Annotated in this window: 28 protein-coding genes and 1 pseudogene; 16 read left to right on the top strand and 13 right to left on the bottom strand. The window is 73.6% G+C overall.

Features of this window, described 5'->3' with window-relative positions:
• Window positions 1-2: 2 nt before the first annotated feature.
• The gene (locus ACFYU9_RS12075; RefSeq protein WP_389204929.1) at window positions 3-887 is read right to left on the bottom strand and encodes a menaquinone biosynthetic enzyme MqnA/MqnD family protein; all 885 of its coding nucleotides are present in this window, start codon (window positions 885-887) and stop codon (window positions 3-5) included.
• Window positions 888-1147: 260 nt separating this feature from the next.
• On the opposite strand from ACFYU9_RS12075, the gene ACFYU9_RS12070 reads away from it, so the two are divergent.
• The 5 genes from ACFYU9_RS12070 to ACFYU9_RS12050 all read left to right on the top strand — a co-directional run bounded on the left by ACFYU9_RS12070 (window position 1148) and on the right by ACFYU9_RS12050 (window position 5966).
• On the top strand, window positions 1148-1351 hold the full coding sequence (locus ACFYU9_RS12070) for a cold-shock protein (protein ID WP_046908818.1): 204 nt from the start codon (window positions 1148-1150) through the stop codon (window positions 1349-1351).
• Window positions 1352-1535: 184 nt separating this feature from the next.
• Window positions 1536-1967 (top strand): DUF1992 domain-containing protein, encoded by a 432-nt coding sequence (locus ACFYU9_RS12065; protein ID WP_389204930.1) that lies wholly within the window; start codon window positions 1536-1538, stop codon window positions 1965-1967.
• A gap of 140 nt (window positions 1968-2107) precedes the next feature.
• Complete coding sequence (locus ACFYU9_RS12060; RefSeq protein ID WP_389344437.1) at window positions 2108-4036, top strand: serine/threonine-protein kinase; 1929 nt, start codon at window positions 2108-2110, stop codon at window positions 4034-4036.
• Window positions 4037-4102: 66 nt separating this feature from the next.
• The gene (locus ACFYU9_RS12055; RefSeq protein WP_389344435.1) at window positions 4103-5272 is read left to right on the top strand and encodes an esterase-like activity of phytase family protein; all 1170 of its coding nucleotides are present in this window, start codon (window positions 4103-4105) and stop codon (window positions 5270-5272) included.
• 169 nt (window positions 5273-5441) lie between these two features.
• Complete coding sequence (locus ACFYU9_RS12050) at window positions 5442-5966, top strand: DUF664 domain-containing protein (RefSeq protein ID WP_389204933.1); 525 nt, start codon at window positions 5442-5444, stop codon at window positions 5964-5966.
• Window positions 5967-6057: 91 nt separating this feature from the next.
• Here the strand turns inward: ACFYU9_RS12050 and ACFYU9_RS12045 are convergent, their stop codons facing one another.
• The 3 genes from ACFYU9_RS12045 to ACFYU9_RS12035 all read right to left on the bottom strand — a co-directional run bounded on the left by ACFYU9_RS12045 (window position 6058) and on the right by ACFYU9_RS12035 (window position 8092).
• Window positions 6058-6303 carry a hypothetical protein gene (locus ACFYU9_RS12045; protein ID WP_389344434.1) on the bottom strand — a complete coding sequence of 82 codons (246 nt, stop codon included), beginning with the start codon at window positions 6301-6303 and terminating at the stop codon, window positions 6058-6060.
• Window positions 6300-7160 (bottom strand): oxaloacetate decarboxylase, encoded by an 861-nt coding sequence (locus ACFYU9_RS12040; protein ID WP_389344432.1) that lies wholly within the window; start codon window positions 7158-7160, stop codon window positions 6300-6302. Before ACFYU9_RS12040 ends, ACFYU9_RS12045 begins: the two co-directional genes overlap by 4 nt.
• Before the next feature lie 125 nt (window positions 7161-7285).
• A complete protein-coding gene (locus ACFYU9_RS12035) occupies window positions 7286-8092 on the bottom strand; it encodes an alpha/beta fold hydrolase (protein WP_389344430.1) in 807 nt (268 codons plus the stop codon).
• A 98-nt stretch (window positions 8093-8190) separates the two neighbouring features.
• On the opposite strand from ACFYU9_RS12035, the gene ACFYU9_RS12030 reads away from it, so the two are divergent.
• Window positions 8191-8862, top strand: coding sequence for an HAD-IA family hydrolase (locus tag ACFYU9_RS12030; RefSeq protein WP_389204937.1), 672 nt, complete (start codon window positions 8191-8193; stop codon window positions 8860-8862).
• Window positions 8863-8894: 32 nt separating this feature from the next.
• Here ACFYU9_RS12030 and ACFYU9_RS12025 read toward each other — a convergent pair whose 3' ends face one another.
• The gene (locus ACFYU9_RS12025) at window positions 8895-9116 is read right to left on the bottom strand and encodes a hypothetical protein (protein ID WP_389344428.1); all 222 of its coding nucleotides are present in this window, start codon (window positions 9114-9116) and stop codon (window positions 8895-8897) included.
• An 86-nt stretch (window positions 9117-9202) separates the two neighbouring features.
• Complete coding sequence (locus ACFYU9_RS12020) at window positions 9203-9757, bottom strand: ClpP family protease (protein WP_389204939.1); 555 nt, start codon at window positions 9755-9757, stop codon at window positions 9203-9205.
• 231 nt (window positions 9758-9988) lie between these two features.
• On the opposite strand from ACFYU9_RS12020, the gene ACFYU9_RS12015 reads away from it, so the two are divergent.
• Both ACFYU9_RS12015 and ACFYU9_RS12010 read left to right on the top strand, forming a co-directional pair.
• A complete protein-coding gene (locus tag ACFYU9_RS12015) occupies window positions 9989-10618 on the top strand; it encodes a TetR/AcrR family transcriptional regulator (protein ID WP_389204942.1) in 630 nt (209 codons plus the stop codon).
• Complete coding sequence (locus ACFYU9_RS12010) at window positions 10618-11193, top strand: DUF1707 domain-containing protein (RefSeq protein ID WP_389344427.1); 576 nt, start codon at window positions 10618-10620, stop codon at window positions 11191-11193. The genes ACFYU9_RS12015 and ACFYU9_RS12010 overlap by 1 nt, the downstream gene beginning before the upstream one ends.
• Before the next feature lie 162 nt (window positions 11194-11355).
• Here the strand turns inward: ACFYU9_RS12010 and ACFYU9_RS12005 are convergent, their stop codons facing one another.
• Window positions 11356-12141: a MerR family transcriptional regulator gene (locus tag ACFYU9_RS12005; protein ID WP_389344425.1), complete on the bottom strand. Its 786-nt coding sequence runs from the start codon at window positions 12139-12141 to the stop codon at window positions 11356-11358.
• Window positions 12142-12287: 146 nt separating this feature from the next.
• Between ACFYU9_RS12005 and ACFYU9_RS12000 the strand changes: the two genes are divergently transcribed.
• Window positions 12288-12917 (top strand): YciI family protein, encoded by a 630-nt coding sequence (locus tag ACFYU9_RS12000; protein ID WP_389344423.1) that lies wholly within the window; start codon window positions 12288-12290, stop codon window positions 12915-12917.
• Here the strand turns inward: ACFYU9_RS12000 and ACFYU9_RS11995 are convergent.
• Window positions 12914-13324 carry a Zn-ribbon domain-containing OB-fold protein gene (locus ACFYU9_RS11995; RefSeq protein WP_389344421.1) on the bottom strand — a complete coding sequence of 137 codons (411 nt, stop codon included), beginning with the start codon at window positions 13322-13324 and terminating at the stop codon, window positions 12914-12916. The genes ACFYU9_RS12000 and ACFYU9_RS11995 overlap by 4 nt on opposite strands.
• Before the next feature lie 13 nt (window positions 13325-13337).
• Window positions 13338-13787, bottom strand: a complete 450-nt coding sequence (locus ACFYU9_RS11990; RefSeq protein WP_389204947.1) for a DoxX family membrane protein — start codon at window positions 13785-13787, stop codon at window positions 13338-13340.
• A gap of 166 nt (window positions 13788-13953) precedes the next feature.
• Here ACFYU9_RS11990 and ACFYU9_RS11985 point away from each other — a divergent pair, with 166 nt between their 5' ends.
• The 5 genes and pseudogenes from ACFYU9_RS11985 to ACFYU9_RS11965 all read left to right on the top strand — a co-directional run bounded on the left by ACFYU9_RS11985 (window position 13954) and on the right by ACFYU9_RS11965 (window position 19528).
• A complete protein-coding gene (locus ACFYU9_RS11985) occupies window positions 13954-15135 on the top strand; it encodes a flavin-containing monooxygenase (protein WP_389344419.1) in 1182 nt (393 codons plus the stop codon).
• A gap of 138 nt (window positions 15136-15273) precedes the next feature.
• On the top strand, window positions 15274-17511 hold the full coding sequence (locus ACFYU9_RS11980) for an acetate--CoA ligase family protein (protein WP_389344418.1): 2238 nt from the start codon (window positions 15274-15276) through the stop codon (window positions 17509-17511).
• A 9-nt stretch (window positions 17512-17520) separates the two neighbouring features.
• Window positions 17521-18312: an enoyl-CoA hydratase/isomerase family protein gene (locus tag ACFYU9_RS11975; protein WP_389344416.1), complete on the top strand. Its 792-nt coding sequence runs from the start codon at window positions 17521-17523 to the stop codon at window positions 18310-18312.
• Window positions 18313-18520: 208 nt separating this feature from the next.
• Window positions 18521-18900 (top strand): annotated as a pseudogene (locus ACFYU9_RS11970) (MarR family transcriptional regulator); the annotation flags it as partial.
• 16 nt (window positions 18901-18916) lie between these two features.
• On the top strand, window positions 18917-19528 hold the full coding sequence (locus ACFYU9_RS11965; protein WP_389344414.1) for a flavin reductase family protein: 612 nt from the start codon (window positions 18917-18919) through the stop codon (window positions 19526-19528).
• 155 nt (window positions 19529-19683) lie between these two features.
• On the opposite strand, the gene ACFYU9_RS11960 is transcribed toward ACFYU9_RS11965, so the two are convergent.
• The 3 genes from ACFYU9_RS11960 to ACFYU9_RS11950 all read right to left on the bottom strand — a co-directional run bounded on the left by ACFYU9_RS11960 (window position 19684) and on the right by ACFYU9_RS11950 (window position 23170).
• Window positions 19684-20262: a hypothetical protein gene (locus tag ACFYU9_RS11960; RefSeq protein ID WP_389204952.1), complete on the bottom strand. Its 579-nt coding sequence runs from the start codon at window positions 20260-20262 to the stop codon at window positions 19684-19686.
• Window positions 20263-20354: 92 nt separating this feature from the next.
• On the bottom strand, window positions 20355-21662 hold the full coding sequence (locus ACFYU9_RS11955; RefSeq protein WP_389204953.1) for an MFS transporter: 1308 nt from the start codon (window positions 21660-21662) through the stop codon (window positions 20355-20357).
• Window positions 21663-21901: 239 nt separating this feature from the next.
• Entirely contained in the window at window positions 21902-23170 is a 1269-nt protein-coding gene (locus ACFYU9_RS11950; protein ID WP_389205291.1) for an MFS transporter, read from the bottom strand.
• A gap of 40 nt (window positions 23171-23210) precedes the next feature.
• Here ACFYU9_RS11950 and ACFYU9_RS11945 point away from each other — a divergent pair, with 40 nt between their 5' ends.
• Together ACFYU9_RS11945 and ACFYU9_RS11940 are read left to right on the top strand one after the other, a co-directional pair.
• Window positions 23211-24185, top strand: a complete 975-nt coding sequence (locus tag ACFYU9_RS11945; protein ID WP_389204954.1) for a GlxA family transcriptional regulator — start codon at window positions 23211-23213, stop codon at window positions 24183-24185.
• A 169-nt stretch (window positions 24186-24354) separates the two neighbouring features.
• The gene (locus tag ACFYU9_RS11940) at window positions 24355-24915 is read left to right on the top strand and encodes a nuclear transport factor 2 family protein (RefSeq protein ID WP_389344412.1); all 561 of its coding nucleotides are present in this window, start codon (window positions 24355-24357) and stop codon (window positions 24913-24915) included.
• Window positions 24916-24959: 44 nt separating this feature from the next.
• Here ACFYU9_RS11940 and ACFYU9_RS11935 read toward each other — a convergent pair whose 3' ends face one another.
• Window positions 24960-26192, bottom strand: coding sequence for an MFS transporter (locus ACFYU9_RS11935; RefSeq protein ID WP_389204956.1), 1233 nt, complete (start codon window positions 26190-26192; stop codon window positions 24960-24962).
• Window positions 26193-26213 lie beyond the last annotated feature (21 nt).

Genomic DNA, 26213 nt, shown 5'->3' with positions numbered 1-26213 from the left:
GCCTAGCGGGGCGGGAGCAGCTCGACGCGCACGTCCGCCGGGAAGCCGGTCGTGGGACCGGTCCGGCGGGCGAACTCCCGCACGCCGGCGAGCTGCTCCGCGCCGAAGCGGAAGTCGAGCGTCCGGAAGTACCGCTCCAAAAGCTCCGCGTCGAACGCCTCCCAGCGCGCCGCCTGCTCGGCGACCTTCGCGACCTCCTCCAGGGACAGATCGCGCGAGGCCAGGAAGGCCCGGTGCACGTCACGGACGGTCTCCGGCTCGCGCGCCAGGAAGTCCTTGCGCACCGCCCACACCGCGAAGACGAACGGCAGACCCGTCCACTCCTTCCACATCAGCCCCAGGTCGTGGACCTGCAGGCCGAGGCGCGGGGCGTCGTGCAGCGAGGCGCGCAGCGCCGCGTCGCCGATCAGCACCGCCGCGTCCGCCTCCTGCATCATCAGGCCGAGGTCGGGCGGGCACGTGTAGTAGTCGGGCTTCACGCCGTACTGCTCGGCGAGCAGCAGCTGCGCCAGGCGCACGGAGGTGCGCGAGGTCGAGCCGAGCGCGACCCGCGCGCCGTCCAGCTGGTCGAGCGGGCGCTGGGAGACGATCACGCAGGACATGACGGGACCGTCGCAGCCGACGGCGATGTCCGGCAGGGCGACCAGTTCTCCGGCGTGCCGGAGGTACTCGACGAGGGTGATGGGGCCGATGTCGAGGTCGCCGCGCACCAGGCGCTCACTGAGCTTCTCCGGCGTGTCCTTCGTCAGCTCCAGGTCCAGGAGCGTCCCGGTCCGGGCCAGGCCCCAATAGAGGGGCAGACAGTTCAGGAACTGGATGTGTCCGACCCGCGGCCGGCTGGGCCGGTGATCGTCGGTCGCGCCGGCTGCCTCGGTTGCATTGTCCACATCGCGAGGCTAGACCCGTCTCGATCGGTGGACATCGCCGGGTGGGCCGTCAGCGCGTACGAGCCGTGTCAAACATCCGGGTGACGTGATCTTTCCCTCTACCCCTTCGAGCACGCTGCGTGCTACGCTCGACGCAAGTTGCAGTTTGGTTTCCCTTGCAGTACAGAGCCTGCGGAGCATGTGACCCGCAGGCTTTTGTAGTTTTCAGACTTGGTTGCAGGTTCTGGAGCAGGGCGACCCTTTGGCCCATAGGAGGGCTCATGGCTACCGGAACCGTGAAGTGGTTCAACGCTGAAAAGGGCTTTGGCTTCATCGCCCAGGAAGGCGGCGGCCCGGATGTCTTCGTCCACTACTCCGCGATCAACGCCTCTGGCTTCCGCTCCCTCGAGGAGAACCAGCAGGTGAACTTCGACGTCACGCAGGGCCCGAAGGGCCCGCAGGCGGAGAACGTCACCCCGGTCTAAGTGACCCCGGGGTCGACGATCGCGATCCTCTAGAGCTGTACCCAAGGAGCCCCGCTCCGTGCGCGTGACGCGCACGGAGCGGGGCTCCTGCCGTTGCCCGGGCCGTCGGCGGCCCGGGACCGGGCGCCGGAAGATCGCGGCCGGAAACGGACCACCGGCCGGCCCGGCTCCGTACGCTGGACACATGACCGAACGCAAACCGCCAGGGATCGACTTCGAGTCATTCGTCGACCGGCAGATCCGCGAGGCGGCCGAGCGCGGCGAGTTCGCCAGGCTTTCCGGCTTCGGCAAGCCGCTCGCGGAGGCCGACGCGCCCTACGACGAGCTGTGGTGGATCAAGCAGAAGATGCACCGCGAGGGCTTCTCCGCCCTCCCCGCGTCGCTGCGGCTGCGCAAGGAGGCCGAGGACGCGGCCGAGGCGGCCCGCGCCGCCGTCACCGAGTCCCAGCTCCGCCGCATCCTCGGCGAGATCAACACCAGGATCGCCGAGGCCCTGGCCCGACCGCCGGCCGGCCCGCCGCTGAACCTCCGGCTCTTCGACGTGGAGGCGGAGGCCACGGAGTGGCGCCGGGCGCACCCCCCGAAGCCACCGGAGCCCGGCTCTCCGCGGCGCTAGCCGGAACCCGCCCGGTTCCGGCCCGGAACCCGGCCCGGGACCGGCCCGGAACCGCCATCCCTTCCTCACGTGTCCTCATCTACCCTGAAGCGCGCTCGAATTGACCATGCATCAGGTACGACCAGGGGGACCAGACCGGCATGAGCGGCGAGAACGGGACGAGTGGGAAGAGCGGGAAGGGCAGCGGCATGGAGCCGCTGGCCGTCGGCGATCCGCGGGCCGTCGGGCCGTACCGGCTGCTCGGGCGGCTCGGCTCCGGGGGCATGGGGCGGGTGTTCCTCGGGCGGTCGGAGGGCGGGCGGACGGTCGCCGTCAAGGTCGTCCACGAGGAGCACGCGCAGGACCCGCAGTTCCGGGCCCGGTTCCGGCGTGAGATCGAGGCCGTGCGGCGGGTGGGCGAGCACTACACGGCGCCCGTCCTTGACGCCGACCCGGACGCCGAGCGGCCCTGGGTGGTGACCGGGTTCGTACCCGGCCCCTCGCTCGAACAGGTCGTGCGGGAGCACGGGCCGCTGCCCGCCGACTCGGTCCGCGCGCTGGCGCTCGGCCTGCTGCGGGCGCTGCAGGGCATCCACGGGGCCGGCATCCTGCACCGGGACCTCAAGCCGTCGAACGTCATGCTGACCGTCGAGGGCCCCCGGGTGATCGACTTCGGCATCGCGCGGGCCCTGGAGCCCTCCGTCGAGTCGCTGCTCACCAGCACCGGCATGGTCGTCGGCTCGCCCGGCTTCATGGCTCCCGAGCAGGTGCGCGGCGAGAGCCTGGGCCCGGCGGCCGACGTCTTCGCGCTCGGCTGCGTGCTGATGTACGCGGCGACCGGGCGGCTGCCGTTCGGGCACGGGGCCAGCAACCAGCACGCGATCATGTTCCAGATCGTGGAGGCCGAGCCGGAGCTGCACCGGGTGGAGGGCGAGGAGCTGCGCGCCCTCATCGGCCGCTGCCTGATCAAGGACCCCGCCGAGCGCCCCGGCATCGAGGCCCTGCTCGCCGACCCGGCCCTGCCGGGCGAGGAGTCCGGCCGGGGGGCGGTGGGCGGCGCCTGGCTGCCGCCGGAACTCGTGGCCCGGCTGGCACGGCAGGCGGCGCGGCTGCTCGACGTCGAGGCGCTGTCGGTGGAGCTGGAACGGGAGGCGGCGAAGGCCGCCGAGGCCGGGGCCCCGGACACGGGAACGGTCGGGCTGCGCCCGAAGGAGGCGGGCGAGGCGGCGGACAAGGCGGCCGGCGAGGCGCCGGGCGGGGCGGCCGGCACGACCCCGGCCCGGCCCCGCGAACCGCGCCGGGCCTCCCGGATCTGGGCCGTCGTCGCCGCCGTCTTCGTCGTCCTCGGCATCAGCGGCACGGTCGTCAAGCTCATCGACGACGGCGCCAAGCAGCGCGACCTCCAGGGCGCGCCCACGTCACCGACGCCGTCGGGCTCCGCCGCGCCCCCGGCCGGCTCCCCGAGCCCCGGCACCACGCCCCCGGGCCGGGCCCCGGCCACCGGCGCCACGTCCGCGCCGCCGGCCGAGCCGAACCCGCCGGCCGGTCCGGGCGGTGCGGCGGGTGGCGCGGCGGGCGGAGGCTCGGCGTCCGGAGGCTCCTCGTCCTCCGGCGGCTCCTCGTCCTCCGGCGGCGGTTCCGGCACCAGCGGCGGTACGGCCCCGAGGCCCCCCGCCCAGACCACCGCGCCCCGCCCGCCCGCGAAGACCACCGCGCCGAGCACGGGCGGCGGCACCAGCACGTCCAACAACGTGCCGTCGGCATTCGTCGGCACCTGGAAGTACACCGCGCAGTACAACATCGGCCAGCCGGGCACCATCTCCCTCTACCGCGTCGCGCCCGGCCAGATCGCCGCCAAGATGATCACCGACAACGCGAACGGCGTGCACTGCGTGCACGTCGCCAAACTGGTCTCGATCACCAACGGCGGCAAGCGCATCAACCTCGGCGCCACCATCGTCGACCAAGCCCACTCCGGCAGCCTCTGCAGCAACGGCGACCCGTCCTTCTTCGAGCTCGCCGTCCCCACCGGCATCCGCCACGACGTCGGCCCGGCCTACGGCGACGGCTTCCACTACGAGCGCGCCTGACCCGCGCACCCGGACCACCCGATTGGGCGCTGCGTCGCGCATGCGAATCAGGCCAAGATCATCGGCATGCGAGCCTCCCTCACGCGCCGCGCATGCGCCGCAGCCCTGCTCCTGACCTCCGCGCTCACCCCCGCCGTGGCCTCGGCGGTCACCCAACCCGCCGACCCGGCCCGGCCGTTGGCCCGTGCGGCACACGCCCGACTGCTCGGCGAGAAGATCGTCCCGTACAAGCTCGACTTCCAGGGCACCACGGTCGGCGGCCTCTCCGGCGTCGACCGCGACCGTTGCACCGGCGACTACGTTTTCATCAGCGACGACCGAGGCTCCCTCCAGCCCGCCCGCTTCTACACCGCCAGGGTCGACGTGGACGAGACCGGCGTGCACGCGGTCGACTTCACCGGCACCCACCCGTTCCGCCAGCCCGGCGGCCAGGTCTACCCGGCGCCCTCGCTGGGCGACGGCAAGGCCGTCGACCCGGAGGAGATCCGGGTCGACCCGCACACCTGCAACCTGTGGTGGGCGCAGGAGGGCGACCGGCCCAAGACGGCCGGCAGCGGGCCGGTGATCCAGCCGTCCATCCAGTTCGCCACCCCCGACGGCGACTACCTCGGCCGGCTGCGGCTGCCGGCGAACTACGCGATCACCGCCGACCGCGGACCGCGCCGGAACCAGTCCATCGAGGCGATCGCCTTCGGCTCCCACGGAGCCACGCTGACCAGCGCGATCGAGGGACCGCTGCTCCAGGACGGCCCCGAGCCCACCACGGAGCACGGCGCGCTCGTCCGGGTCACCCGGCAGACGCGCGACGGCCGGGTGCTCGCCCAGTTCGCGTACCCGCTGGAGAAGATCTTCGCCATCAACGACCCGGACAGCCCGTGGGGCCCGGACACCGGCGTCCCGTCGATCCTCGCCTTCCCCGACGACCCCGACCGCTACCTCGTCCTCGAACGCACCTGGGTCGCCGGCGCCGGCTACAAGATCCGCCTCTTCGACGCGACCACCCGCGGGGCTACCGACGTGCAGGCGGTGGACTCGCTGGCCGACCGGCCCGTCACCCCGATGCGCAAGACCCTCGTCGCGGACTTCCACACCCTGGGCCTGTCCACCGTCGACAACACCGAGGGCATGACCTGGGGCCCGGTGCTGCCGTCGGGCGAACGGTCCGTGGTCCTGGTCAGCGACGACAACTTCGTCTCCGACGCGGTCACCCAGATCGTGGCGCTCGCCGTCCGCTGAAGCGCGGGCCACGAGGGGGGCGTCCCGGTGCCCTCCTCGTGGCCCTCGCCTCCTGGCCCTCCCCCGAACGGCCGCCGCCAGGGCCGGCCTCCGCCGGGTTCGGCGTACGGTGATCGTGGTGCGCGGGGACACACGCCGCCGCGACCCCACGAAGAGGGCGAGGAGGGCCATGAAGAGCGCCGAGCTGCTGCTTGATGCCTTCGAACGGATCCGGGAGTCCGTGCACGAGGTCGTCGAGGGCCTGTCGGACGACGCGCTGACCGTACGGGTCGAACCCGACGCCAACTCGATCGCGTGGCTGGTCTGGCACCTGACCCGGATTCAGGACGACCACGTCGCGGACGCGTTCGGCACGGAGCAGATCTGGACGTCCGAGGGCTTCTCCGGGCGCTTCGGACTGCCCTTCCCCGAGGACGCCACCGGCTACGGCCACACCTCCGCCCAGGTCGCCGCCGTCCGCGCGCCCGGGGACCTCCTCCTCGACTACTACGACGCCGTCCACGCCCGGAGCGTCGAGCACCTCACCCCGCTCACCGACGCCGACCTCGACCGGGTCGTCGACACCCGCTGGACGCCGCACGTGACCCTCGGCGTCCGGCTGATCAGCGTCGTCACCGACGACAACCAGCACGCGGGGCAGGCGGCGTACGTGCGCGGGATGGTGGAGCGGGCCGGCGGCGGGACGGCCGGCTGACGCAGGCGAACGGCGACGAGGACGTACGGCCACGAGGACGTACGGCGAACGGCCGGTCACGGCCCCCGCGGTGACCGGCCGTCGCCGCCCGTCAGTCCTCGCCGTCCGGGTGCAGGGCGCCCATCAGGGCCTGGATGGCGTCGACGGCGCTGCCGTCGTGGTCGCTGCCCGCGGTGCCCGTACCGGTCTGGACGTTGCCCGTGCGGTCGACTTCCACGATCGAGTCGGCCTCCCGGTTGTCGATCACGGTGACCAGGCTGCCGCCCGCGACGGCGGGCCCGGCAGCGGCCGCGAGCGCCGCCGCCGCGAGGCCCAGCGCCCCGAGGGCCCTCCTCACACGGTCACCGGCTCGTGGTGCCGGGCGATGTTCCGCTCCAGGAGCCGAGTCGAGGCCGCGACCCCGACGCTCGTCGCCACGTCGAATTCCGGCAGCCGCCCGTCCGCCGCCCTCAGTTCGGCCAGCGCCGAGTCCATGGCGGCATGCGCGGCGAAGAGGCACGGTGTGCTGTAGATGGCCACGTCCACGCCCAGCTCCGTCAGCTCGCCGAGCGAGAGCCGCGGCGACTTCCCGCCCGCGATCTGGTTGAAGAGCAGCGGCTTGCCGTCCACCACCTCGCGGATCCGGTGGATCCACTCCACGCTCCGCACCCCGTCCACGAGCACCACGTCCGCGTCCGTCGCCGCCAGCCGCTTCGCCCGGTACAGGATGTCGTCCTCGTCCGTCGCGTCCGTCCGCGCCACCACGACCAGGTCCCGCCGGGTCTGGAGCACCATCTCCAGCTTGGTCAGGTACTCGTCCAGCGGCAGCACCTGCTTGCCGTCCGCGTGCCCGCACCGCCGCGGCCGCTTCTGGTCCTCCAGGATCACCCCGGACGCGCCGATCCGCTCGAGGCGCGCGACGACGTGACAGGCGACCTCCGGGTCCACGTAGCCGTCGTCGATGTCCACGAGCAGGTGGTGCCGCGGGAACGCCCCGCGCAGCCGCTGCACGAAGTCGACCATGTCGGGCCACGCGATGAAGCCGATGTCCGGAAGCCCGTAGTACGAGGCGGCGAAGCCGAACCCGGACACGAACATCCCGTCGTAGTGCTCGGCGGAGACCGACGCCGAGTACATGTCGTACACGCCGATGAGCGGCGTGGTGCCGGGCGCGGCGATCTGCCGGCGCAGGTCGTTCCCGTAACTGGTGCCCACTGTCTGGCTCCTCTTCAACATACGAATGCTTTGCCAAAGCCATATGTTTTCGGGAGACAGTCATGAATATCCCGTGACGAGTGCTTTACTCACTCTCCAGGTGGACCGGATTCACCGGAGAAACGTCACTTGAGGAAGGCCCGCAGCGTCGGCGGCAGCAGCGGCGAGAGCATCAGGTCGTAGTGGGTCGCGCCCGGGATGACGCTCAGCCTGGACGCCGGGCGGCCGGTGCCCTCCCAGCCCGGGTCCTTCAGTCCGCCGCCGAGGAGCCCGAAGAACTCCACCATGTGGGCCGGCCGGATGCCGTCCGCGTCCGCGAAGACGAGGAGCACGGGCACGGTGAGCTTGGCGAGCTCGTCGCTCCAGTCGTACGGCCGCCGGTTCATCGCGGCGACCTTGCCGACGAGCACCGGCCAGTCCTCGACGGCGGGCGCGATCCGCGCGTACAGCCCGTACATCGGCGACTGCTTCAGGAACTCCGCGGCGCCCTCGTTCATCTGGTCCATCTGGGCGGTGACCTCGGGGAACCAGCCGTCCCGCCGCGCCGGCACCGACACGAGGACCAGCCGCCGCACCAGCTCCTCGTGCTGGACGGCCATCCGCGCGGCCGTCCCGCCGCCGAGCGAGTACCCGAGCACGTCGACCTGCTCCAGGCCGAGGTGCTTGACGAGCGCGGCGACGTCGTCGCCCATCGCCTCGCAGGTCATCTCCCGCTCGGCGGCCACCGGCGACCGCCCGTGGCCCTGCAGATCGACGGTGATCACCCGCCGGCCTTCGCCGACTCCGGCGGCGAGCAGCGGCTGGAACATCTCACCGGCGCCGAAGCCGCCGTGGAGGAGGACGAGCGGCGGCTCGCCGCCTGCGGCGGGGGTGGTGGCCGGCCCGTGCTCCTCGAAGTACAGGGACACTCCGTTGACGTCGGCGTAGGGCATCTCTTCCGTCTCCTCTCAGGGGCTTACGAGAGGTAGACGGCGGCCGCGCCGAAAACTCATCGGCCGGCCGGAGGCGAGTTTGGCGTAGCGTCTCGCGCGTGAACGGTGAGAACAGTGGGAACAGCGGAAACGGCGAGCGCTTCGTCCTCTTCGACGTCGACGGCACCCTCATGGACGCGGTCGCCAACCAGCGGCGCGTCTGGCATTCCTGGGCCGCGCGCCACGGACTCGACGGGGACGAGGTGTACGCCGTCGCGCTGCGGACGCGGCCGGTCGAGACGTTCGCGGCCGTCGCACCCGGGCGCGACCCCGAGGAGTGCCTGGCGCTGCTGCACGCCCTTGAGGACGAGGACGTGCGGACGGGCACGTACGCGGCCTTCGCCGGCGCCGCCGAGCTCCTGGACGCGCTGCCCGCCGGGCGGTGGGCGCTGGTGACGTCGAACTACGAGCACCGGGTGCGCGGGCGCTTCGAGCGGACCGGACTGCCGGTGCCGGAGGTCGTCGTGGACGCGGCTTCCGTGAGCGAAGGGAAGCCGTCGCCCGTGCCGTACCTGCGGGCCGCCGAGCTGCTCGGCGCCGACCCGGCCGACTGCCTGGTGATCGAGGACGCGCCGTCCGGAGTGGCGGCGGGGCGCGCGGCCGGGATGACGGTCTGGACGGTCAACACCCCGGCCCCGGCGGAGGGTTCGCAGCGCCACTTCGGCACGCTCGCCGAGGCCGCACCGGAGATCCTGGCCCTGGCCGCACCCCGGACCGGGGTCGCCTCCTAGGACTGCGGCCGATCGCGCCCGTCGGACAGGTCCTAGGCCCGGTTGCGCGGGTGGTTGCGTGCCGTGCGCTCGTTGCCGTGCCTGTAGGCGCCGGTCCAGCGGGCCATCACCAGCTGGGCGTCCCCCGACTCGGCCTCGGCGAGGAACTTCCGGGCCCGCGCGCCGCGCAGCGTGCCCGCGGGGCGGCCCTGGTGGGTGATCGTCACGGTGCCGTCGGGGCGCTGGTCGAAGGCGAATCCGAAGGGTCTTGGCATGGCCGGGATGGTAGGCGGCCGGACCGGCGGTCCGCATGCGCTTTCCGGCCGGCGCACAAAGGCACCGGTGGCCGGCCGGACCGGCCCTACTCCGCGCTGTCCAGGACGTCGTCGATGAGGCCGTACTCCTTGGCCTCCTCGGGCGTGAGCCAGCGGTCGTCGGCGAAGTCGGCGACGATCCGCGCGGTGGCGCGGTGGGTGTGGCGGGCGAGGAGTTCCGTGATGCGCTGCCGGGTGTAGCGCAGCTCGTCGACCGGCGTGCCCTCGCCGTCGGCCGTCGCCGCGTCGGCGAAGGACGGCAGGTGCAGCATCAGGCGCGTGTTGGGGAGGGCGTGGCGGCGGCCCGGGGTGCCGGCGGTGACGAGGAACTGGGCCATGGAGGCGCAGTAGCCGAGGGCGATGGTGGTGACGTCGTTGCGGATGTGCTGCATGGCGTCGTAGATCGCCATGCCTGCGGGGACGGAGCCGCCCGTCGAGTTGACGTAGACGGTGATGGGGCGGTCGTCGTCCTCGGCGGCGAGGAGGAACAGCTGGGCGGTGACGCGGTCGGCGGTCCCGGCGGTGATCGGCTCGGCGATGTGGATGATGCGGTGCTGGAGGAGCCGGTCGAGGACGAGGCCGGGGTCCGGATCGGGGGCCATGTGTACATGCGTTCCACCGGGCGCGGGGCGCGTCACGGGTCGTACCCCGATGGACCAGCGGACCGGGTCGTGGAGCCGCCCCGGTCGCGAGCTGCCAGGTCTCGGCCGACCGCCGGAGCCGGCTGCTGGAAGACACACCCCGAACCGCTTGTTAGCCACCTGGACAACAGGATATTGTCCACCTTGCTAATAGGCTCACAGGAGAGCGCGCGAGGGCGAGGGCACCCGGCCATGACCACCGAACGACGCAGGCGCCGCACCCCCGAGCAGGCCCGCGCCGAGATCCTCGACGCCGCCACCGACCTCATCGCCCGCCACGGGCCGGACGGGGTCGGGCTGCGGCGGGTCGCGGAGGCGGCCGGGGTGACGCACGGGCTCGTGACGCACTACTTCGGGACGTACCGCGCGCTCGTGCGGGCCGTCCTGGAGCGGGAGAACGAGCGCAAGCGGGAGCTCGTGCGGGAACGGATGCGGGCCGACGGGCGGGTGCCGTACGCGAGCGGGATGACCGAGGTGCTCTTCGAGATCCTCGGCGACGAGCGGTACGTCCGGCTGTGGGCGTGGTCCAACCTCCACGACTGGGACGTCGAGAAGGCCCCCGACTCCCCCACCAGCCTGTCCCGGCTCGTCGACGCGATCGAGGACGGCGTCCGCACCGTGCTGCCCGCGCCCGAGATGCCGGACCGGGCGCGGATCGAGATGGTCGTGCTGCTCGCGATGTCCGGCGCGTACGGGTACGCGATGGGCCGGCGCTACTGGCTCACCGACCTCGGGCACGACCCCGACGAACCCGGGCGCGACGAGGCGTACCGCGCCGCCCTCTCCTCCGTACTCGCCGCCCATCTCGGAGGGTTGACCTGATGTTGGAAAAGCACACCGGCCACGACCTCTGCATCCTCGCCTCGGACGCCGAGCGCAACGCCGCCGAGGAGCGGCTGCGCTCCGCCGTCGAGACCGGGCGGCTGCCGCTCGACCAGCTCGGCGGCCGGCTCGACGAGGTGCACGCGGCCCGCACCCGGGGCGATCTGGAGGCCGCCTGCCGGGGCCTGCCGGAGCCGGGGCCGCGGGACGCGCTCGTCGTGGACCGGCCACCGACGTCCGGCACCTTCCTCGCCGGGATCTTCGGCGGTTTCGTGCGCAAGGGGCAGTGGGTCGTGCCGGCCCGGATGACCACGTGGTCGATGTGGGGCGGCGGTCGACTCGACCTGACCGAGGCCCGGTTCAGCAGCCAGGACACGGTGATCCGGGCCGTCGCGCTGTGGGGCGGCACCAAGATCTGGGTCCCGGAGGACGTGGAGGTCGAGGTGAAGGGCTTCGGGCTGTTCGGCGCCTTCGACAAGCGTGCGGCGAAGCGCATCGGAAAGCCGGGCACCCCGCGCGTGACCGTCAAGGGCATCGCGCTCTTCGGCGCGGTGGTGACCAGGACCAAGCGTTGACGCGTCGCCGGGGGCGCCGAGCACCCGTGTGACGTCGGCCCCGGTACGCGCCGTGCTGTCAGAAGCGGTCATGCCGCTCGCCTCCCGCTTTCCGGCGAGGCCCTGCCGACGGTCTGCAGCCCGTCGACAGCCCGGTCCGGCCGGTCCGGCCGGTCCGGTCGGTCAGCTCAGCCTGGCGTCCGCGTAGATGCCCATCGCGTCGCGCAGGTACTCGGCCAGGCCCTCGGCGATCGCGTCGAAGTTCTGGCGGAAGCGCGGGTCGTCGGCGTAGGTCGCGGCGAGCCCCCGGTACGCCTCGGCGTTCGGGGTCCAGAAGCGGCAGACGTCCTGGTAGTGGACGTCGACCTCGGCCTGGACGGCCGGGTCGCCGGCCGGGGTGCCGGCGGCCATGAACTCGGCGAAGCGGATCATCTGGGCGGTGACCTCGCGCTGCCACTGCTCGCTGGTCTCCGGGGTCAGCGCCTCGACGGCCTGCCGGGACTGCTCGTACGCCTCCGGATAGCGCGCCTGCGTCTCGGCCTCCAGCCCGGGGTCGGGCTGGAAGCCCTCGAAGAGGTTCTCGGGGCGGTTGATCTTCACCATGTTCTTCCTGTCCTCACTTCCGCTTTCGCTTTCGCTGCCGCTTTCGAGTGAGGCGATGGTGCGGGCGACCGTACGGGCCAGGGTGCCGAGCCGGTTCCGTTCCGCGAGCAGCCTGGCGTGGTGCTCGCGCAGGACGGCCACCCGGTCGGCCTCGCCGTCCAAGGCGGCCTGGATCTCGCGCAGGCCCACGTCCAGCTCCCGCATGAGCAGGATCTGCTGGAGCCGCAGCAGCTGGGACTCCTCGTAGTAGCGGTGTCCGCTGCCCGCGGTCCACGCCGGTGGCAGCAGGCCGATCTCGTCGTAGTGCCGCAGGGTCCGGGAGGTCACCCCGGACATCCGGGCCACGTCCGCGATCGACCAGGCCATGACGGTGTCCTTCCATCGCCGGGGCCGGTCCGTCCGGCCCCACACGAAGACCGTAGGAGTTGCCGCAGCGTCAACCGCAAGCCCGCGCGGAGCCCGCCCCGGGAAACCCCTCGACAGGGCCGCCGCCCGGCACGGATCCTCGGGCCATGGAATTCCTCTGCTACCACCGCGACCGGCCGGGCTCGCTGCCGCTGCGCCAGGAACTCGGCGAGGCCCACTGGTCGTACATGGACGGCTACGAGCAGCAGCTCATCGCGCGCGGTCCGACCTTCGACCGCGCCGCCGAGACGCTCACCGGCAGCGTCCACATCGTCGAGCTGCCGGACCCGGCCGCGGCCCGCGCGTTCGCCTTCGACGAGCCGAACTACCAGGCCGGCGCCTACCGGGACGTGATGGTGCGGCGCTGGCGGAACGCGCTCGGCCGCACCATGTGGGAGTACCCGGGCGGCCGCACCGGCGGCAACCGCTATCTGGTGCTCGGCCTCGGCCTGCCCGTACGCCTGGCCCCCGGCACCGACACCGCCTCCGACACGGACGGCGGCACCGGCACCGGCACCGGCACCGGCACCGCCGCCGCGCCCGATCTGGCCGTGCCGGCCGACCCGGACGGCGACCTCATCGCGTACGGGCCGCTGCTCTCCGACGACGGCACCACCTGGCTCGGCACCGCGGCCATCCTGCGGGCGCCGGACGCGGAGGCGGCGCGGGCGCTGCTGACGGCGGACGCGTACGCCGACGTCGAGGTGCACGACTGGGAGATGGGCGGGCGGCGCTAGCGGGACGGACACCGTGGTCGCGGTCCGAACACCGGGACCTGGAGGTCACCCTCCTCCCGGAACGTGACCTCCAGGTCCATCCCGATCCGCAGCTCGCTCTCCTCCACGCCCACGACCTCGGTCATCATCCGGGGCCCCTCGGCGAGGTCGACGACCGCCGCCACGTACGGCACGCGCTCGCCGAACGGCGGGAGGTCGTTGCGGTGGACGACGGACCAGGTGTAGAGCACCGCGCGGCCGCTCGCCGTCCGCCACTCGACGTCCTCGCTCCAGCAGTGCGGGCAGAACTCGCGCGGGTAGTGGTGCGGGCGGTCGCAGGCCGTGCAGTGGCGGACGAGGAGGCGGCCTTCGCGCGCGGCGTCCCAGTAAGGGCGGGTGAAGGCGTCGATGTCCGGCGTCGCCGTCATGAGAACAGTCCCCTCAGAAGAGTCCGGTCGCGTGGTCCAGGGACCAGGTCTGCCAGGACATGGCGAAGAGGGCGACGAGGGAGATCAGCGCCATCATCGCGTTCTGCCCCTGCTCGGCCCAGTCGTGGATCATCAGCGTGAGGTAGAGCAGGTTGAGCAGCAGGCCGCCGACGAGGGCGACGGGCGTGAGCAGGCCGGTGATCAGGCCGAGGCCGAGGGCGAGTTCGGCGTAGACGACGACGTACGCCATGAGCTTGGGGCGCGGGGCGACGACGGTCTCGAAGCCGCGCTTCACGGCCGGCCACTTGTGCCTGCCGGCGACGTCGGCCGCCCAGGCGATGCCGGTGCCGCGCTCGAACCAGCCCTTCCTGTCCTTGTGGCGCCAGCTCTCCAGCCACCACAGGCCGAGGCCGATACGGAGGACGGCGAGCCATTCCGCACCGCTGAGCCAGATCGTCTGCATGGGCCGTTCCTCCTCGGCGACGGGCGGACACATGAAATCTGACAGGCCGTCAGTTCAGCGGATGGCGCCACCTCTTCGCAAGACCTCTGCACCCGTGATCGATTCGCAACCGAACTCCCTCTTGACCGAGACCCACGGCGTGTACGCGTCATTACGCTCAGCAGTCATGACCACCCCCCTGACCCATCCCGTCTACGTCATCGGCGGCGGACCCGGCGGACTCGCCGTCGCGGCCGCGCTGCGCGGGCGCGGCGTACGGGCCGTCGTCCTGGAGAAGTCGGACGCGATCGGCAACTCCTGGCGCCACCACTACGACCGGCTCCGGCTGCACACCACCCGCCGGCTGTCCGGCCTGCCGGGCCTGCGGATCCCGCGCTCCTTCGGACGCTGGGTGGCCCGCGCGGACGTGGTGCGCTACCTGGAGAAGTACGCCGAGTTCCACGACCTGGAGATCGTGACCGGCGTGGAGGTCGACCGCGTCGAGCGGGAGGACGGCGACTGGGTGCTGTACGGGACCGGGGGGCGGCGGCTCGTCGGCTCCGCCGTCGTCGTGGCCACCGGCTACAACCACACGCCCCGGCTGCCCGAGTGGCCCGGCTCCGCCGCGTACGCCGACACCCACGGCCGGGAACTCCTGCACGCCGGCTCCTACCGCAACCCGGCCCCCTACGAGGGCCGTGACGTCCTCGTCGTCGGCGCCGGCAACACCGGCGCCGAGATCGCGGCCGACCTGGCGGAGGGCGGCGCCGCCCGGGTCCGGCTCGCGGTGCGCACCGCGCCGTACATCGTGCGCCGCTCGACCCTCGGCTGGCCCACGCAGCGCAACGGCGTGCTCGTACGGCGGCTGCCGGTGGGCCTGGTGGACCGGCTGACGAGCCTGGCCGGCCGCTTCATGACCGCCGACCTGTCCTCGCACGGCCTGCCACGGCCGACCGGCGGGCTGTACACGCGGGCCGGCGAGGGCGCGATCCCGGTGCAGGACGTGGGCCTGGTCGCCGCCGTGCGGGCCGGGAAGGTCGAGCCGGTGGCCGCCGTGACCGGCTTCGACGGCGCCGAGGTCGTCCTCGCGGACGGCTCGCGGATCTCCCCGGAGGCCGTCATCGCCGCGACCGGCTACGAGCGCGGGCTCGAACCGCTGGTCGGCCACCTGGGCGTGCTCGACGAGCGGGGACGGCCGGCGGTGCGCGGAGCACGGTGCCCGCGCGCGTACCCCGGGCTCTACTTCACCGGCTTCACCAATCCGATCAGCGGGATACTGCGGGAGCTCGCGCTCGACGCGGAGAAGATCGCGAAGCGGATAGCGAAGGGCCGGACCAGGGACCGGGCGAAGGCGGGAGTGAAGGGCTAGACGCAGGACGGCGCAGGGCCAGGCGCAGGGCTAGGCGGAGAGGCAAGCGGAAGCGTTCGCGAAAGGGCGGCGACGCGCCTATTCCTGACTACTCGTCAGTTCTGTAATCTGACGGATAGTCAGAGAAGGGATGACGCGATGCTTGGATCGACCCACGGCACCTTCACCACCGACCTCAGCGCCCGCGTCGTCGCCTGCGGCGAGCAGCCCGCCGCCCGCGTGGCCGTGCACGGCGCGGTCGCCGTCGAGGGCGACACGGACGTCAGCGGGCGGGCGCTGCACGCGCCCGTGCCGGACCTGGACCGGTTCTTCCGGCCCGAGGTGGTCGCGGTCGTCGGGGCCTCGGACGCCGAGGGGCGGCCCAACACCGGCATCACCCGGCAGCTGATCGACTGGGCCGAGCGGGTCGGGGCGCGGGTCGTGCCCGTGCATCCGGCGCGCGAGGCCGTGTTCGGAATCGACTGCGTGGCCTCCGTGGGCGATCTCGCCGCACTCGGCGTCGAGGTCGACCTCGCCGTCCTCCTGGTCGCCGATCCACTGCCCGTCGTCGAGCAACTGGCGGCGGCCAAGGTGAAGTTCGCGGTCGCCTTCGCCTCCGGCTTCGCCGAGACGGGCGAGGCGGGCGCGGCGGCTCAGGAGCGGCTCGCGGCGGCCGTCGGGCGCTCCGGGCTCCGGCTGCTCGGGCCGAACACCAACCTCAACGCCTTCGAGCGCTTCCGGGACGACCTGGACGGGCCGGCGATCGCGCTGATCACCCAGTCCGGACACCAGGGCCGGCCCGTCTTCACCCTGCAGGAGCTGGGCGTCCGGCTCTCGCACTGGGCGCCGACCGGCAACGAGGCCGACCTGGAGACCGCCGACTTCGTCTCGTACTTCGCGCACCGGCCCGAGGTCGGCGCCATCGCCTGTTACGTGGAGGGCCTGAAGGACGGCCGGTCCTTCCTGCTCGCCGCCGACCAGGCCGCCCGCCGCCAGGTGCCGGTGGTCGCGGTCAAGGTCGGCCGCACGGAGGCCGGCGCGCGGATGGCCGCCTCGCACACCGGCAAGCTGACCGGCGCGGACCAGGTCGTCGACGCGGCCATGCGGCAGTTCGGGGTGATCCGGGTCGACGGACTCGACCAGCTCCAGGACACCGCCGCGCTGCTCGCCCGGGCCCGCAGGCCGGTCGCGGACGGCGTCGTCGTCTACTCCATCTCCGGCGGCACGGGCGCCCACTTCTCCGACCTCGCCACGGCGGCCGGCCTGCGGCTGCCCACGCTCTCGCAGGCCAGGCAGGACGAGCTGCACCAGTGGATCCCCGACTACCTGAGCGTGGCCAACCCGGTCGACAACGGCGGGCATCCGGTCGGCGACTGGCGCGGCCGGAAGATCATCGACGCGATCCTCGCCGACCCGGAGGTCGGCGTGCTGATCTGCCCCATCACCGGCCCCTTCCCGCCCATGAGCGACAAGCTCGCGCGGGACCTGGTGGAGGCGGCGGAGCAGACCGACAAGCTGGTGTGCGTGGTGTGGGGCTCGCCGCTGGGCACCGAGGACGCCTACCGGACGACGCTGCTCGGCTCGTCGCGGGTCGCCACCTTCCGCACCTTCGGCAACTGCATCGGCGCGGTCAAGGCGTACCTCGACCACCACCGCTTCACCACCGGCTACCGCTCCCCCTTCGACGAGGCCCCGCGCACCCCGTCCCCCTCGCTGCGCAAGGCCCAGGCCCTGATGCGGCCCGGCCACCGGCTGAGCGAGCACGCGGCGAAGCAGCTGCTGCGGGCGTACGGGATCCGGGTGCCGCGCGAGCAGCTGGTGACCAGCGCGGCGGCGGCCGTGCGCGCGGCCGGCCTGGTCGGCTACCCGGTGGTGATGAAGGCGTCCGGCGCGCAGCTCGCGCACAAGACCGAGCTGGGGCTCGTGAAGGTCGGGCTGACGTCGGCGAGCCAGATCCGGGACGCCTACAAGGAGTTGACCGACATCGCCCGCTACGAGGGCGTCGACCTGGACGGCGTCCTGGTGTGCCAGATGGTCGGGCGCGGCGTCGAGATGGTGGTCGGCGTCAGCCGGGACCCGCTCTTCGGGCCCACGGTCACGGTGGGGCTCGGCGGCGTGCTCGTGGAGGTGCTGAACGACGCGGCCGTACGCGTACCGCCGTTCGGCGAGCGCGAGGCCCGGGACATGCTCGGCGAGCTGCGCGGGCGGGCACTGCTCGACGGGGTGCGGGGGGCGCCGGCGGCGGACGTGGACGCGCTGGTGGAGGTCGTCCTGCGGGTGCAGCGCATGGCGCTGGAACTCGACGGGGAGCTGGAGGAGCTGGACATCAATCCGCTGATGGTGCTGCCGCGCGGGCAGGGCGCGGTGGCCCTGGACGCGCTCGCGGTCTGCCGATAGGAGCCGGCCTTGTCCGATGTACTGCACGCCGTCGAGAACGGCGTCTCGTGGATCACCCTCAACCGGCCCGGCGCGATGAACGCGGTCACCTGGGAGCAGCGCGAGCGGATCATCGGCCTCCTCGCGGACGCCTCGGCCGACCCGGCGGTCCGGGCGGTGGTCGTCACGGCGACCGGGCGGGGCTTCTGCGCGGGCGCGGACCTGCGCGGCGGGCCGTCCGCCTCCGCCGGCGACCCGGTGCAGGGGGACGTGGCGCGGATGATCCGGCGCGGCGCGCAGCGCTTCGTCGGGGCCGTCCTCGAATGCGAGAAGCCGGTGATCGCGGCGGTGAACGGCACGGCCGCCGGGCTCGGGGCGCATCTGGCCTTCGCCTGCGACCTGGTGCTCGCGGCGGAGTCCGCGACGTTCGTGGAGGTGTTCGTGCGGCGCGGGATCGTGCCGGACGGCGGCGGCGCGTATCTGCTGCCGCGGCTGATCGGGCCGCAGCGGGCGAAGGAGCTGATGTTCTTCGGCGACGCCGTCCCGGCGGCCGACGCGGCGGCCCTCGGCCTGGTCAACCGGGTCGTCCCGGCCGAGGAGCTGGCCAAGACCGCCCGTGAGTGGGCCGAACGCCTCGCCCAGGGGCCCACGCGCGCCCTCGCGCTCACCAAGCAGCTGGTCAACGCCTCCCTGGACGCCGACCGCGCCACCGCCTTCGCGGCGGAGGCGGCGGCGCAGGAGCTGTGCATGACGACGCGGGACGCCAGGGAGGGCGTGGCGGCGTTCGTGGAGCGGCGGACGCCGGCGTACGAGGGGCGGTAGACACCGGCGTACGAGGGCGGTGGACGCCCCCGTACGAGGGGCGGTAGACGCCGGCGCACGAGGGCGGTGGACGCCGTTACGCGAGGGCGGTAGGCGCCGTTACGCGAGGGCGGTAGGCGCCGTTGCGCGAGGGTGCCGACGACGCCCGTGCGCCCCTCGGGAACGCCCTCGATCGTGACGATCGTCTGCTTGCGGACGCCTCGCCGAGGCCCTCGGCTCCCTCGCGCTCGCCCCGCGCCGCCTCTCCCTGCTCGCCCTGCTCCTCTTCGACGGCGCGATGTCCGTCAACGAGCTCGCCGCCCGCCTGGAGGTCGCGCCGACGACCGTCAGCCTCCTGGTCGGCGCCTCAGCCGTAAGGGCCTCCTGGAGCGCCGCGAGGACGAGCGGGACCGGCGGCGGATCGTGCGGATCGCCGACGCCCACGAGCCGGCGATCACGGCCCGGCCGGCGCCGGGCGCGGCGGCCTGGCGGAAGGCCCTCGGGCCGCTGACGGCGGAGCAGCGGCGGCTGTTCATGGACACGCTGCTCGCCTACGAGGCGGCGGTGGGCGGTGCGGACGCGGACCGAGCCCCGAGGCTTCCTATCTGACGAAGCGTCAGCTTCAATGAGTGGCGTGATGGGACACGCTGGGATGGCGGCCACCGCCGTCCGATACCTCAGATCGGCCGGTGCGCCCACGGCCGTGGAAGCCCTCCCCCGGCCCGCGCTGCGCGCCGTGGGGGACGACGAGAGAGCGCCGGTGGACGCCGCCGAGTTCCGGCGCGTGCTCGGGCACTTCGCGAGCGGCGTCACGATCGTGACGGCGCTCGACGAGGACGGCCCGGCGGGCTTCGCCTGCCAGTCCTTCGCCTCGCTGTCGCTCGACCCGCCACTGGTCGTCTTCATGGTGGCCCGTACGTCGACCACCTGGCCCCGGATCGCCCGCGCGGGCCGCTTCTGCGTCAACATCCTCGGCGCGGGCCAGGGCGGACTGTGCCGCGGCTTCGCGGTGAGCGGCGGTGACAAGTTCGCGGGCGTGGAGTGGCACCCGGCCCCGTCGACCGGCTCGCCCCGGCTGCCCGCCGCCCCGGCGTGGGTGGACTGCACGATCTCGGCGGTGCACACCGGCGGCGACCACCTGATCGTGGTGGGCCGGGTGGAGGCGCTGGGCGCGGCCGACGAGGGCGGGGAGCCGCTGCTGTTCCACCGGGGCCGGTTCGGGCACTTCGAGAGCTGAACGAGGCTGCCGAGCCCGAGGGCCGGACGAGCGATCCGGCGCGCGGCGGCCTCACCGAGCAGCACGAACGGCACGACGACCGCCGCCGCCGGCCGAGCAGCACGAACGGCACGACGACCGCCGCCGCCGGCGCCGCGGCCCTCCGTGTCACCGGCTCAGGTCACGGCGGTGCGCACGGCGTCCGCCCACGGGGGCTCGAAGACGATCCCGGTCCACGGCGAGAAGACGGCGAGCATCAGAGCGGCGAGGAGCAAGGGCGTCCCGATCAGCGCCACCCAGCCGAACATCACGCCTCCGGTGACGTACGGGCGGTCCGGCAGCAGCAGCCGGCGGGCGGCCAGGGCCGGGGCGGCGAGCGCGGCGGTGCCCAGGAGCCACACCACGAGCCCCGGCAGGATCCCGGCTTCCGCCTCCGCCGCCCAGCCCAGGGCCGGCACGGCGGTGACGACGGCGAGCAGGACGGGCACCCAGTACCAGGACTCGCGTCCCCCTATCCGGCGGCCGGTCCAGCCGGCGAGCACGAGCAGCGGGGCCACCACGGCGACCGACAGCAGGGCGCCGAGGGCGGTGCCGGCCACCGCGGAGACGGGCACGAGCATCAGCATGAGAACGACGGTCATCGGGGTGGAGGCGACACTGGCGGCCCACATGCACGGCACGATCCCGACGATCGCCGCCTCGAAGCCCAGCACCGCCATCGACACCACGAGGATCGCGCCGAGCCGGTCCCCCACCCGTGCCCACGTCTGCGCCGGGGGCCGTACCGGCCCACGGGCATACAAATCCGGAAGTTCTGAACGCATTCAAATCCCCTCCCGGCAGCAACCTACACGGCCAGGGCCTCCTGCCGCACCCGGGGCCGCCGGATCACCAGCGCCATCAGCGCCGCCGCCGCGCAGAGCGCGCCCGCCGCGTACCAGACGATGTCGTACGAGCCGAAGACGTCCCGCGCGAGGCCGCCGGCGAAGGCGATGAAGGCGGCGCCGACCTGGTGCGAGGCGAGGACCCAGCCGAAGACGATCGCGGAGTCGTCGCCGTAGTGCTCGCGGCACAGCGCGATCGTCGGCGGGACGGTGGCGACCCAGTCGAGGCCGTAGAAGACGATGAAGAACAGCATCGGCGGGTGGACGGACGGCGCGAGGAGCATCGGCAGGAAGAGCAGGGAGATCCCGCGCAGCGCGTAGTAGACGGCGAGCAGGCGGCGCGGCGAGAAGCGGTCGGTGAACCAGCCGGAGGCGATCGTGCCGACGACGTCGAAGACGCCGATGACCGCGAGGAGTCCGGCCGCCGCCGTCACCGGCATGCCGTGGTCGTGCGCGGCGGGCACGAAGTGCGTCTTGACCAGACCGTTCGTCGAGGCGCCGCAGATCGCGAAGGAGCCGGCGAGCAACCAGAAGGGGCCGGTGCGGGCCGCGCGGAGGAGGACGGCGAGGGCGCGGCGGGCGGCGCCCGTGACGGGCGCGGGCTTCTCGGCGTACTCGCCGCCGTACGGGGCGAGCCGCACGTCCGCCGGGTGGTCGCGCAGCAGCAGCCAGACGAACGGCACGACGGCGGCCGCGGCGAGGGCGACGGTCACGGCGGCCGGACGCCAGCCGTGCCGCTCGACCAGCCAGGACAGCAGCGGCAGGAAGACCAGCTGGCCGGAGGCTCCGGCCGCGGTCAGGATGCCGGTGACCAGGCCGCGCCGGGCGACGAACCAGCGGTTGGTGACGGTCGCGGCGAACGCGAGCGCCATCGAGCCGCTGCCGAGGCCGACGAGCAGGCCCCAGTAGAGGACGAGCTGCCAGGCCGCCGTCATCCACACGGTGAGCAGCGAGCCGAGCGAGATCACGCTCAGCGCCACGGCCACGACCCGGCGGATGCCGAAGCGGTCCATGAGCGCGGCGGCGAACGGCGCCGTCAGTCCGTAGAGCGCCAGGTTCACCGACACCGCGAAGCCGATCGTGCCGCGCGACCAGTGGAACTCGCCGTGCAGCGGCTCGATGAGCAGGCCGGGCAGGGACGCGAAGGCCGCCGCGCCGATGATCGTGACGAAGGTGACGGCGGCGACGAACCAGGCGCGGTGGACGCGCGGGGCGCCTGGAGCGGTGGCCGGGGTACGGGCGGAGGCGGGGGTCTCGGTTGTCTGGGTCACGTCACTCAGAATCCGGCCGGGACCCCCGCCCCGGCCATTGGCCCGAATGACATGTTTCCAACGGATCGGGCCAATAGATCGGGGCAGGACCCGGATCGGGCCACGGATCGGGCCGACGGACCGCGGCACGGACCGGGCCAACGGATCGAGACACGACGCGGACGGGCCAACGGGCCAACGGGCCAACGGGCCAACGGGCCGGGCCAACGGACCGCCAACGGACCGGGTCACGCCGCCCCCTACAGCCTCGGCAGCGTCCTGATCGGGCGCACCACCAGCAGCGCCGTCACCACCAGCACCGCGATCCCCGCGCCCGCGAGCAGCACCTTCTCCGTCCCGACCACCGCCGCCACCGGCCCCGACAGCGCCCGGCCGACGCCCATCATCAGCAGCGATCCGGCGATGTCGTAGGCGTGCATCCGGTTCAGCGCCTCCTGCGGCACATGCGTCTGCACCGACGTCGACCACATCACCAGCCAGAACGCGAAGGCCGCGCCCTCGACGAACCCGCCCGCGTACAGCAGCGGCACGGCGGCGCCCGTACCGAGCAGCGCCAGGAACACCGGCAGGCCGAGCAGGCCCACCGCGCCCGCCGCCAGCGGCCGGCGCGGGCGCAGCCGGACGGCGAGCAGACCGCCGGCGGCGCTGCCCGCGCCGATGACGGTCATCAGGACGCCGTAGGTGGCGGAGCCGTACGCGCCGGTGATCAGGGTCGCGGTCAGCGGGACCATCGGGCCCGAGACCGTCAGGCCGTACACCGTCCAGATCGCGATCACCCCCCACAGCCAGCTCCGCGACCTGAACTCCCGCCAGCCCAGGGCCATTTCGGTGAGCATCGAGCCACGCCGCATCCCGTCGGACGGGGCGGGCGCCACGCGCAGCAGCGTGAAGCAGACGGCGCTGAGCGCGAAGCACACCGCGTTGACGGCGAAGGCCGCGCCCGCGCTCCACAGCGCGACGAGCAGACCGGCGGCCCCCGGGCCCGCCATCGTCATCAGCGCCTCGACGACCCGGATGACGGCGTTGGCCCTCTGCACGTCCGGCGCGATGCGCGGGATGGTGGAGGCCACGCCCGGCTGGAAGAGCGCCGCGCCGACGCCGCTGAGCGCGGAGAGCGCGTAGACCGACCACAGCGGCGGGCTGCCGGTGCTGAAGGAGACGGCGAGGACGAGCGCGCCGGGCAGCCGCAGCAGATCGGCCAGGACCATCATCCGGCGGGCGGTGAAGCGGTCGGCGAGCACGCCGCCGAACAGGACGAAGAGGGCGAAGGCGCCGGTCCAGGCGCCGAGCGTGTAGCCGACGGAGGCGTCCGGGTAGCCGGCGCCGGTGAGCGCGGCGGCGAAGGCGACCGGGACCATGCCCTCGCCGAAGACGGCGACGGCGCGGGCGACGAAGAAGAGCCGGAAGTTACGGTTCCAGAGAGCGCGGGGCACCGCCGGCACGGGAATCCGCTCGGCGGCCTCAGACTTGTAGGTGTTGTCCGTCACGAACAGACACAGGTACAGCATGGTGGTCTGGACCACCACTCTTTTACGGAGGGAGCTCAGCATGCGGGCGCACCGCGTCGCCGTCCTCGCCCTGCCCGGCCTGCTGCCCTTCGAACTCGGCATCCCGCACCGGATATTCGGCCGGGCCAAGGACCCCGACGGCCGTCCGCTGTACGAGATCCTCACCTGCGCCACCGCGCCGGGACCGGTCCAGACGGATGCCGACTTCGCCGTCCACGTCGAGCACGGACCGGAGCTGCTGGCCACCGCCGACACGGTCGTCGTGCCCGCCTCGTACGAGCTGGGCCCGGTCTACGAGGAGGGCAGGCTGACGCCCGAGCTGGCCGCCGCCCTCGCGCACGTCCGGCCCGGCACCCGGATCGTCTCCATCTGCACCGGCGGGTACGTGCTCGCCGCCGCCGGCTGGCTCGACGGCCGCCCGGCCACCACCCACTGGGCGCACGCCGACCACTTCCAGCGCCTCTTCCCGAAGGTCCGGGTCGACGCGGACGTGCTGTACGTGGACGACGGCGACGTCCTCACCTCGGCGGGCGTGGCCGCCGGGATCGACCTGTGCCTGCACATCGTGCGCCGCGACCACGGCACGGCCGTCGCCAACGCGGTGGCCCGGGGCACGGTCGTGCCGCCGCACCGCGACGGCGGCCAGGCGCAGTACATCGCCCGCCCGCTGCCCGAGGCCGGCACCTCGACCACGACCACGGCCCGCGCCTGGGCGCTCGCCCATCTCCACGAGCCGATCCAGCTGCGGGACCTGGCGGTACGGGAGTCGATGAGCGTGCGGACCTTCACCCGCCGCTTCCGTGACGAGGTCGGCATCAGCCCGGGCCAGTGGCTCACCCAGCAGCGCGTCGAGCGGGCCCGGCACCTGCTGGAGTCCACCGACCTGCCCGTCGACCAGATCGCCCACGACTCCGGCTTCGGCACCGCCCAGTCGCTGCGGGTGCACCTCCAGAGCGCGATCGGGGTGACGCCGACGGCCTACCGGCGCACGTTCCGGGCGACGACGCCCGGCTGACGCCCGCCCGGCCGCCACCGGTCCCGGCGGCACCTGTCCCGGCCGGCACCGGTCCCGGCCGCCGTCTGTCCGGGCCCGTCCCGGGCGCGGCGCCTCACACTTCGCGGAGCTGTCTCGTCGGGGTGGCGAAGAGGAACACGCCTTCGACAGGACAGGACGCTGACCGACCATGAACAACTTCCAGGAGATCGCCGACCGCGTCGAGATCGAGGCGCTGCGCGGCGAGTTCACCGACGCGGCGATGATGCGCGACCGCCCCCGTCTCGCCGCGCTGTTCACCGCCGACGCCGTCCTGCGCATGCCGAACGTCCCGGTCGAGTTCATCGGCCGCGAGCAGATCCTGGCCGGCGGCGAACGCCTGCAGAGCCAGTGGGACTTCTTCGTGCAGAACAGCCACCCGGGCGTGATCCGCATCGACGGCGACACCGCCACCGGCCGCACCTACATGCAGGAGCTCGCCCGGCTGCGCGACGGCCGCTCGGGCCAGAACTTCGCGATCTACCACGACACCTACCGGCGCACGGCCGAGGGCTGGCGGTTCGCCGAGCGGGTCTACGAGGTCCGGTACGCCGACGCCACCCCGCTGAACGGTTCGGCGCCCGGCACCGAGGCCCAGGCCCGGGCCGAGGCCGGCACCGAGGCCCAGGCCCGGGCCGAGGACTTCGGCGCGCCGGCCTCCGCCGAACGCCTCGGCCGGACGATCGCCGCGCCGCGGGCCGACGGCGTGTGAGGCCGCGGGCGGGGCGCGCCGTCCACGGGTGTGCCCGGGCCGGGTCACCGGTCGGAATCCGCGGTCCGCGGACGGTCCGGCGCGGCCGGCCGCCGGACCGCCGGCCGCGTGCGGTCCGGCGCGATGCGGCGCTCGCCCCACAGACCGAGCGCGGTGAGCGCCAGGGTCGGCACGACGCCGCACAGGATGGCCGTCGACGGCGCCACGGTCTTCAGCAGCGCGCCCGCGAGCGTGCCGCTGGCGGCGTAGCCGGCGCCGACCGCCGCGTACATCACCGAGTAACCGGCGGCGAGCGCGCCGGGCGGCAGGATCTGGCGCAGGGCGAGGTTGCGGGTGAGGCTGGCGGGGGCCTGGAGGAGTCCGGCGGCGGCGAGGGCGACGGCGATGGCGGCCGTCCAGGGCAGCACGGCGGCCAGCGCGATGCCCGCCGACACGGCGGTGATGAGCACGGCGGACTGCACGGGCAGCCGGCCGGGCCAGGTGCCGCGCAGGCCGTAGACGAACGCGCCGACGGCCGAGCCGACGGAGAAGCCGGCGAGCAGCGGGCCCGCCCAGCCGATCGGGATCGCGCGCTGTTCGAGCAGGGCGGGCAGGAGCAGCTCGGCGAGCGCGAGCAGCGTGAGCCCGGCGGCGCCGGTGACGTACACGGGCCAGGCGCGGGCCAGGACCCCGCCGATGGAGCCCTCGTCGTCCTTCTTCCCGGCCTGCCAGCCGCGCGGCAGCAGCCACAGGCCGGCGAGCGCGAGCGCCATCAGCACGCCCTGGAGCAGCGGCGGCCCGGCCGGGTCGACGCCGAGGGCGAGGCCGGTCGTGAGGGCCGGGGCGGCGGCCCAGATGACGAAGGTCAGCACCGACTCCATGCTCATCGCCTGGGTGACGGCCCGTTCCGGGACTACGCTGGTCAGCAGGGCGCGCTGGGCGCCGGGGACGGCGGCGGGTCCGGCACCGGCGAGGAAGGCGAGCGCGCCGAGGACGACGGGGCTCGCCGTGCCCCCGGCGGCCGCGAGTCCCGCGAACCCGGCCGCGCCCACGGCGAGCCCCGCGGCGAGCTGCGGCCGGGCCCGCTCGGCGTTCAGCCGTACGCCGAGGACGGGCGCGGCGACGATCTCCCCGACGACGTACACGGCCGCGAGCACCGCGCCGAGGGTGTAGCCGCCGGGCTGCTCGCGCACGAGGAAGACCACCGCGAGCGGTGCCATGGCCACGGGCAGCCGGGAGGCGGCGGTGACGGCGCACCAGGCGAGGACGGGACGGGTGGCGAGCTCGCGATAGGACATGGCTCAGGACCGTAACCGCGC

This window comes from Streptomyces sp. NPDC004327 (genome assembly GCF_042873935.1).
Classification (GTDB): Bacteria; Actinomycetota; Actinomycetes; order Streptomycetales; family Streptomycetaceae; genus Streptomyces.
The sequence above is the reverse complement of the archived record's forward strand: the minus strand, read 5'-3'. Positions and strand labels throughout refer to the sequence as shown.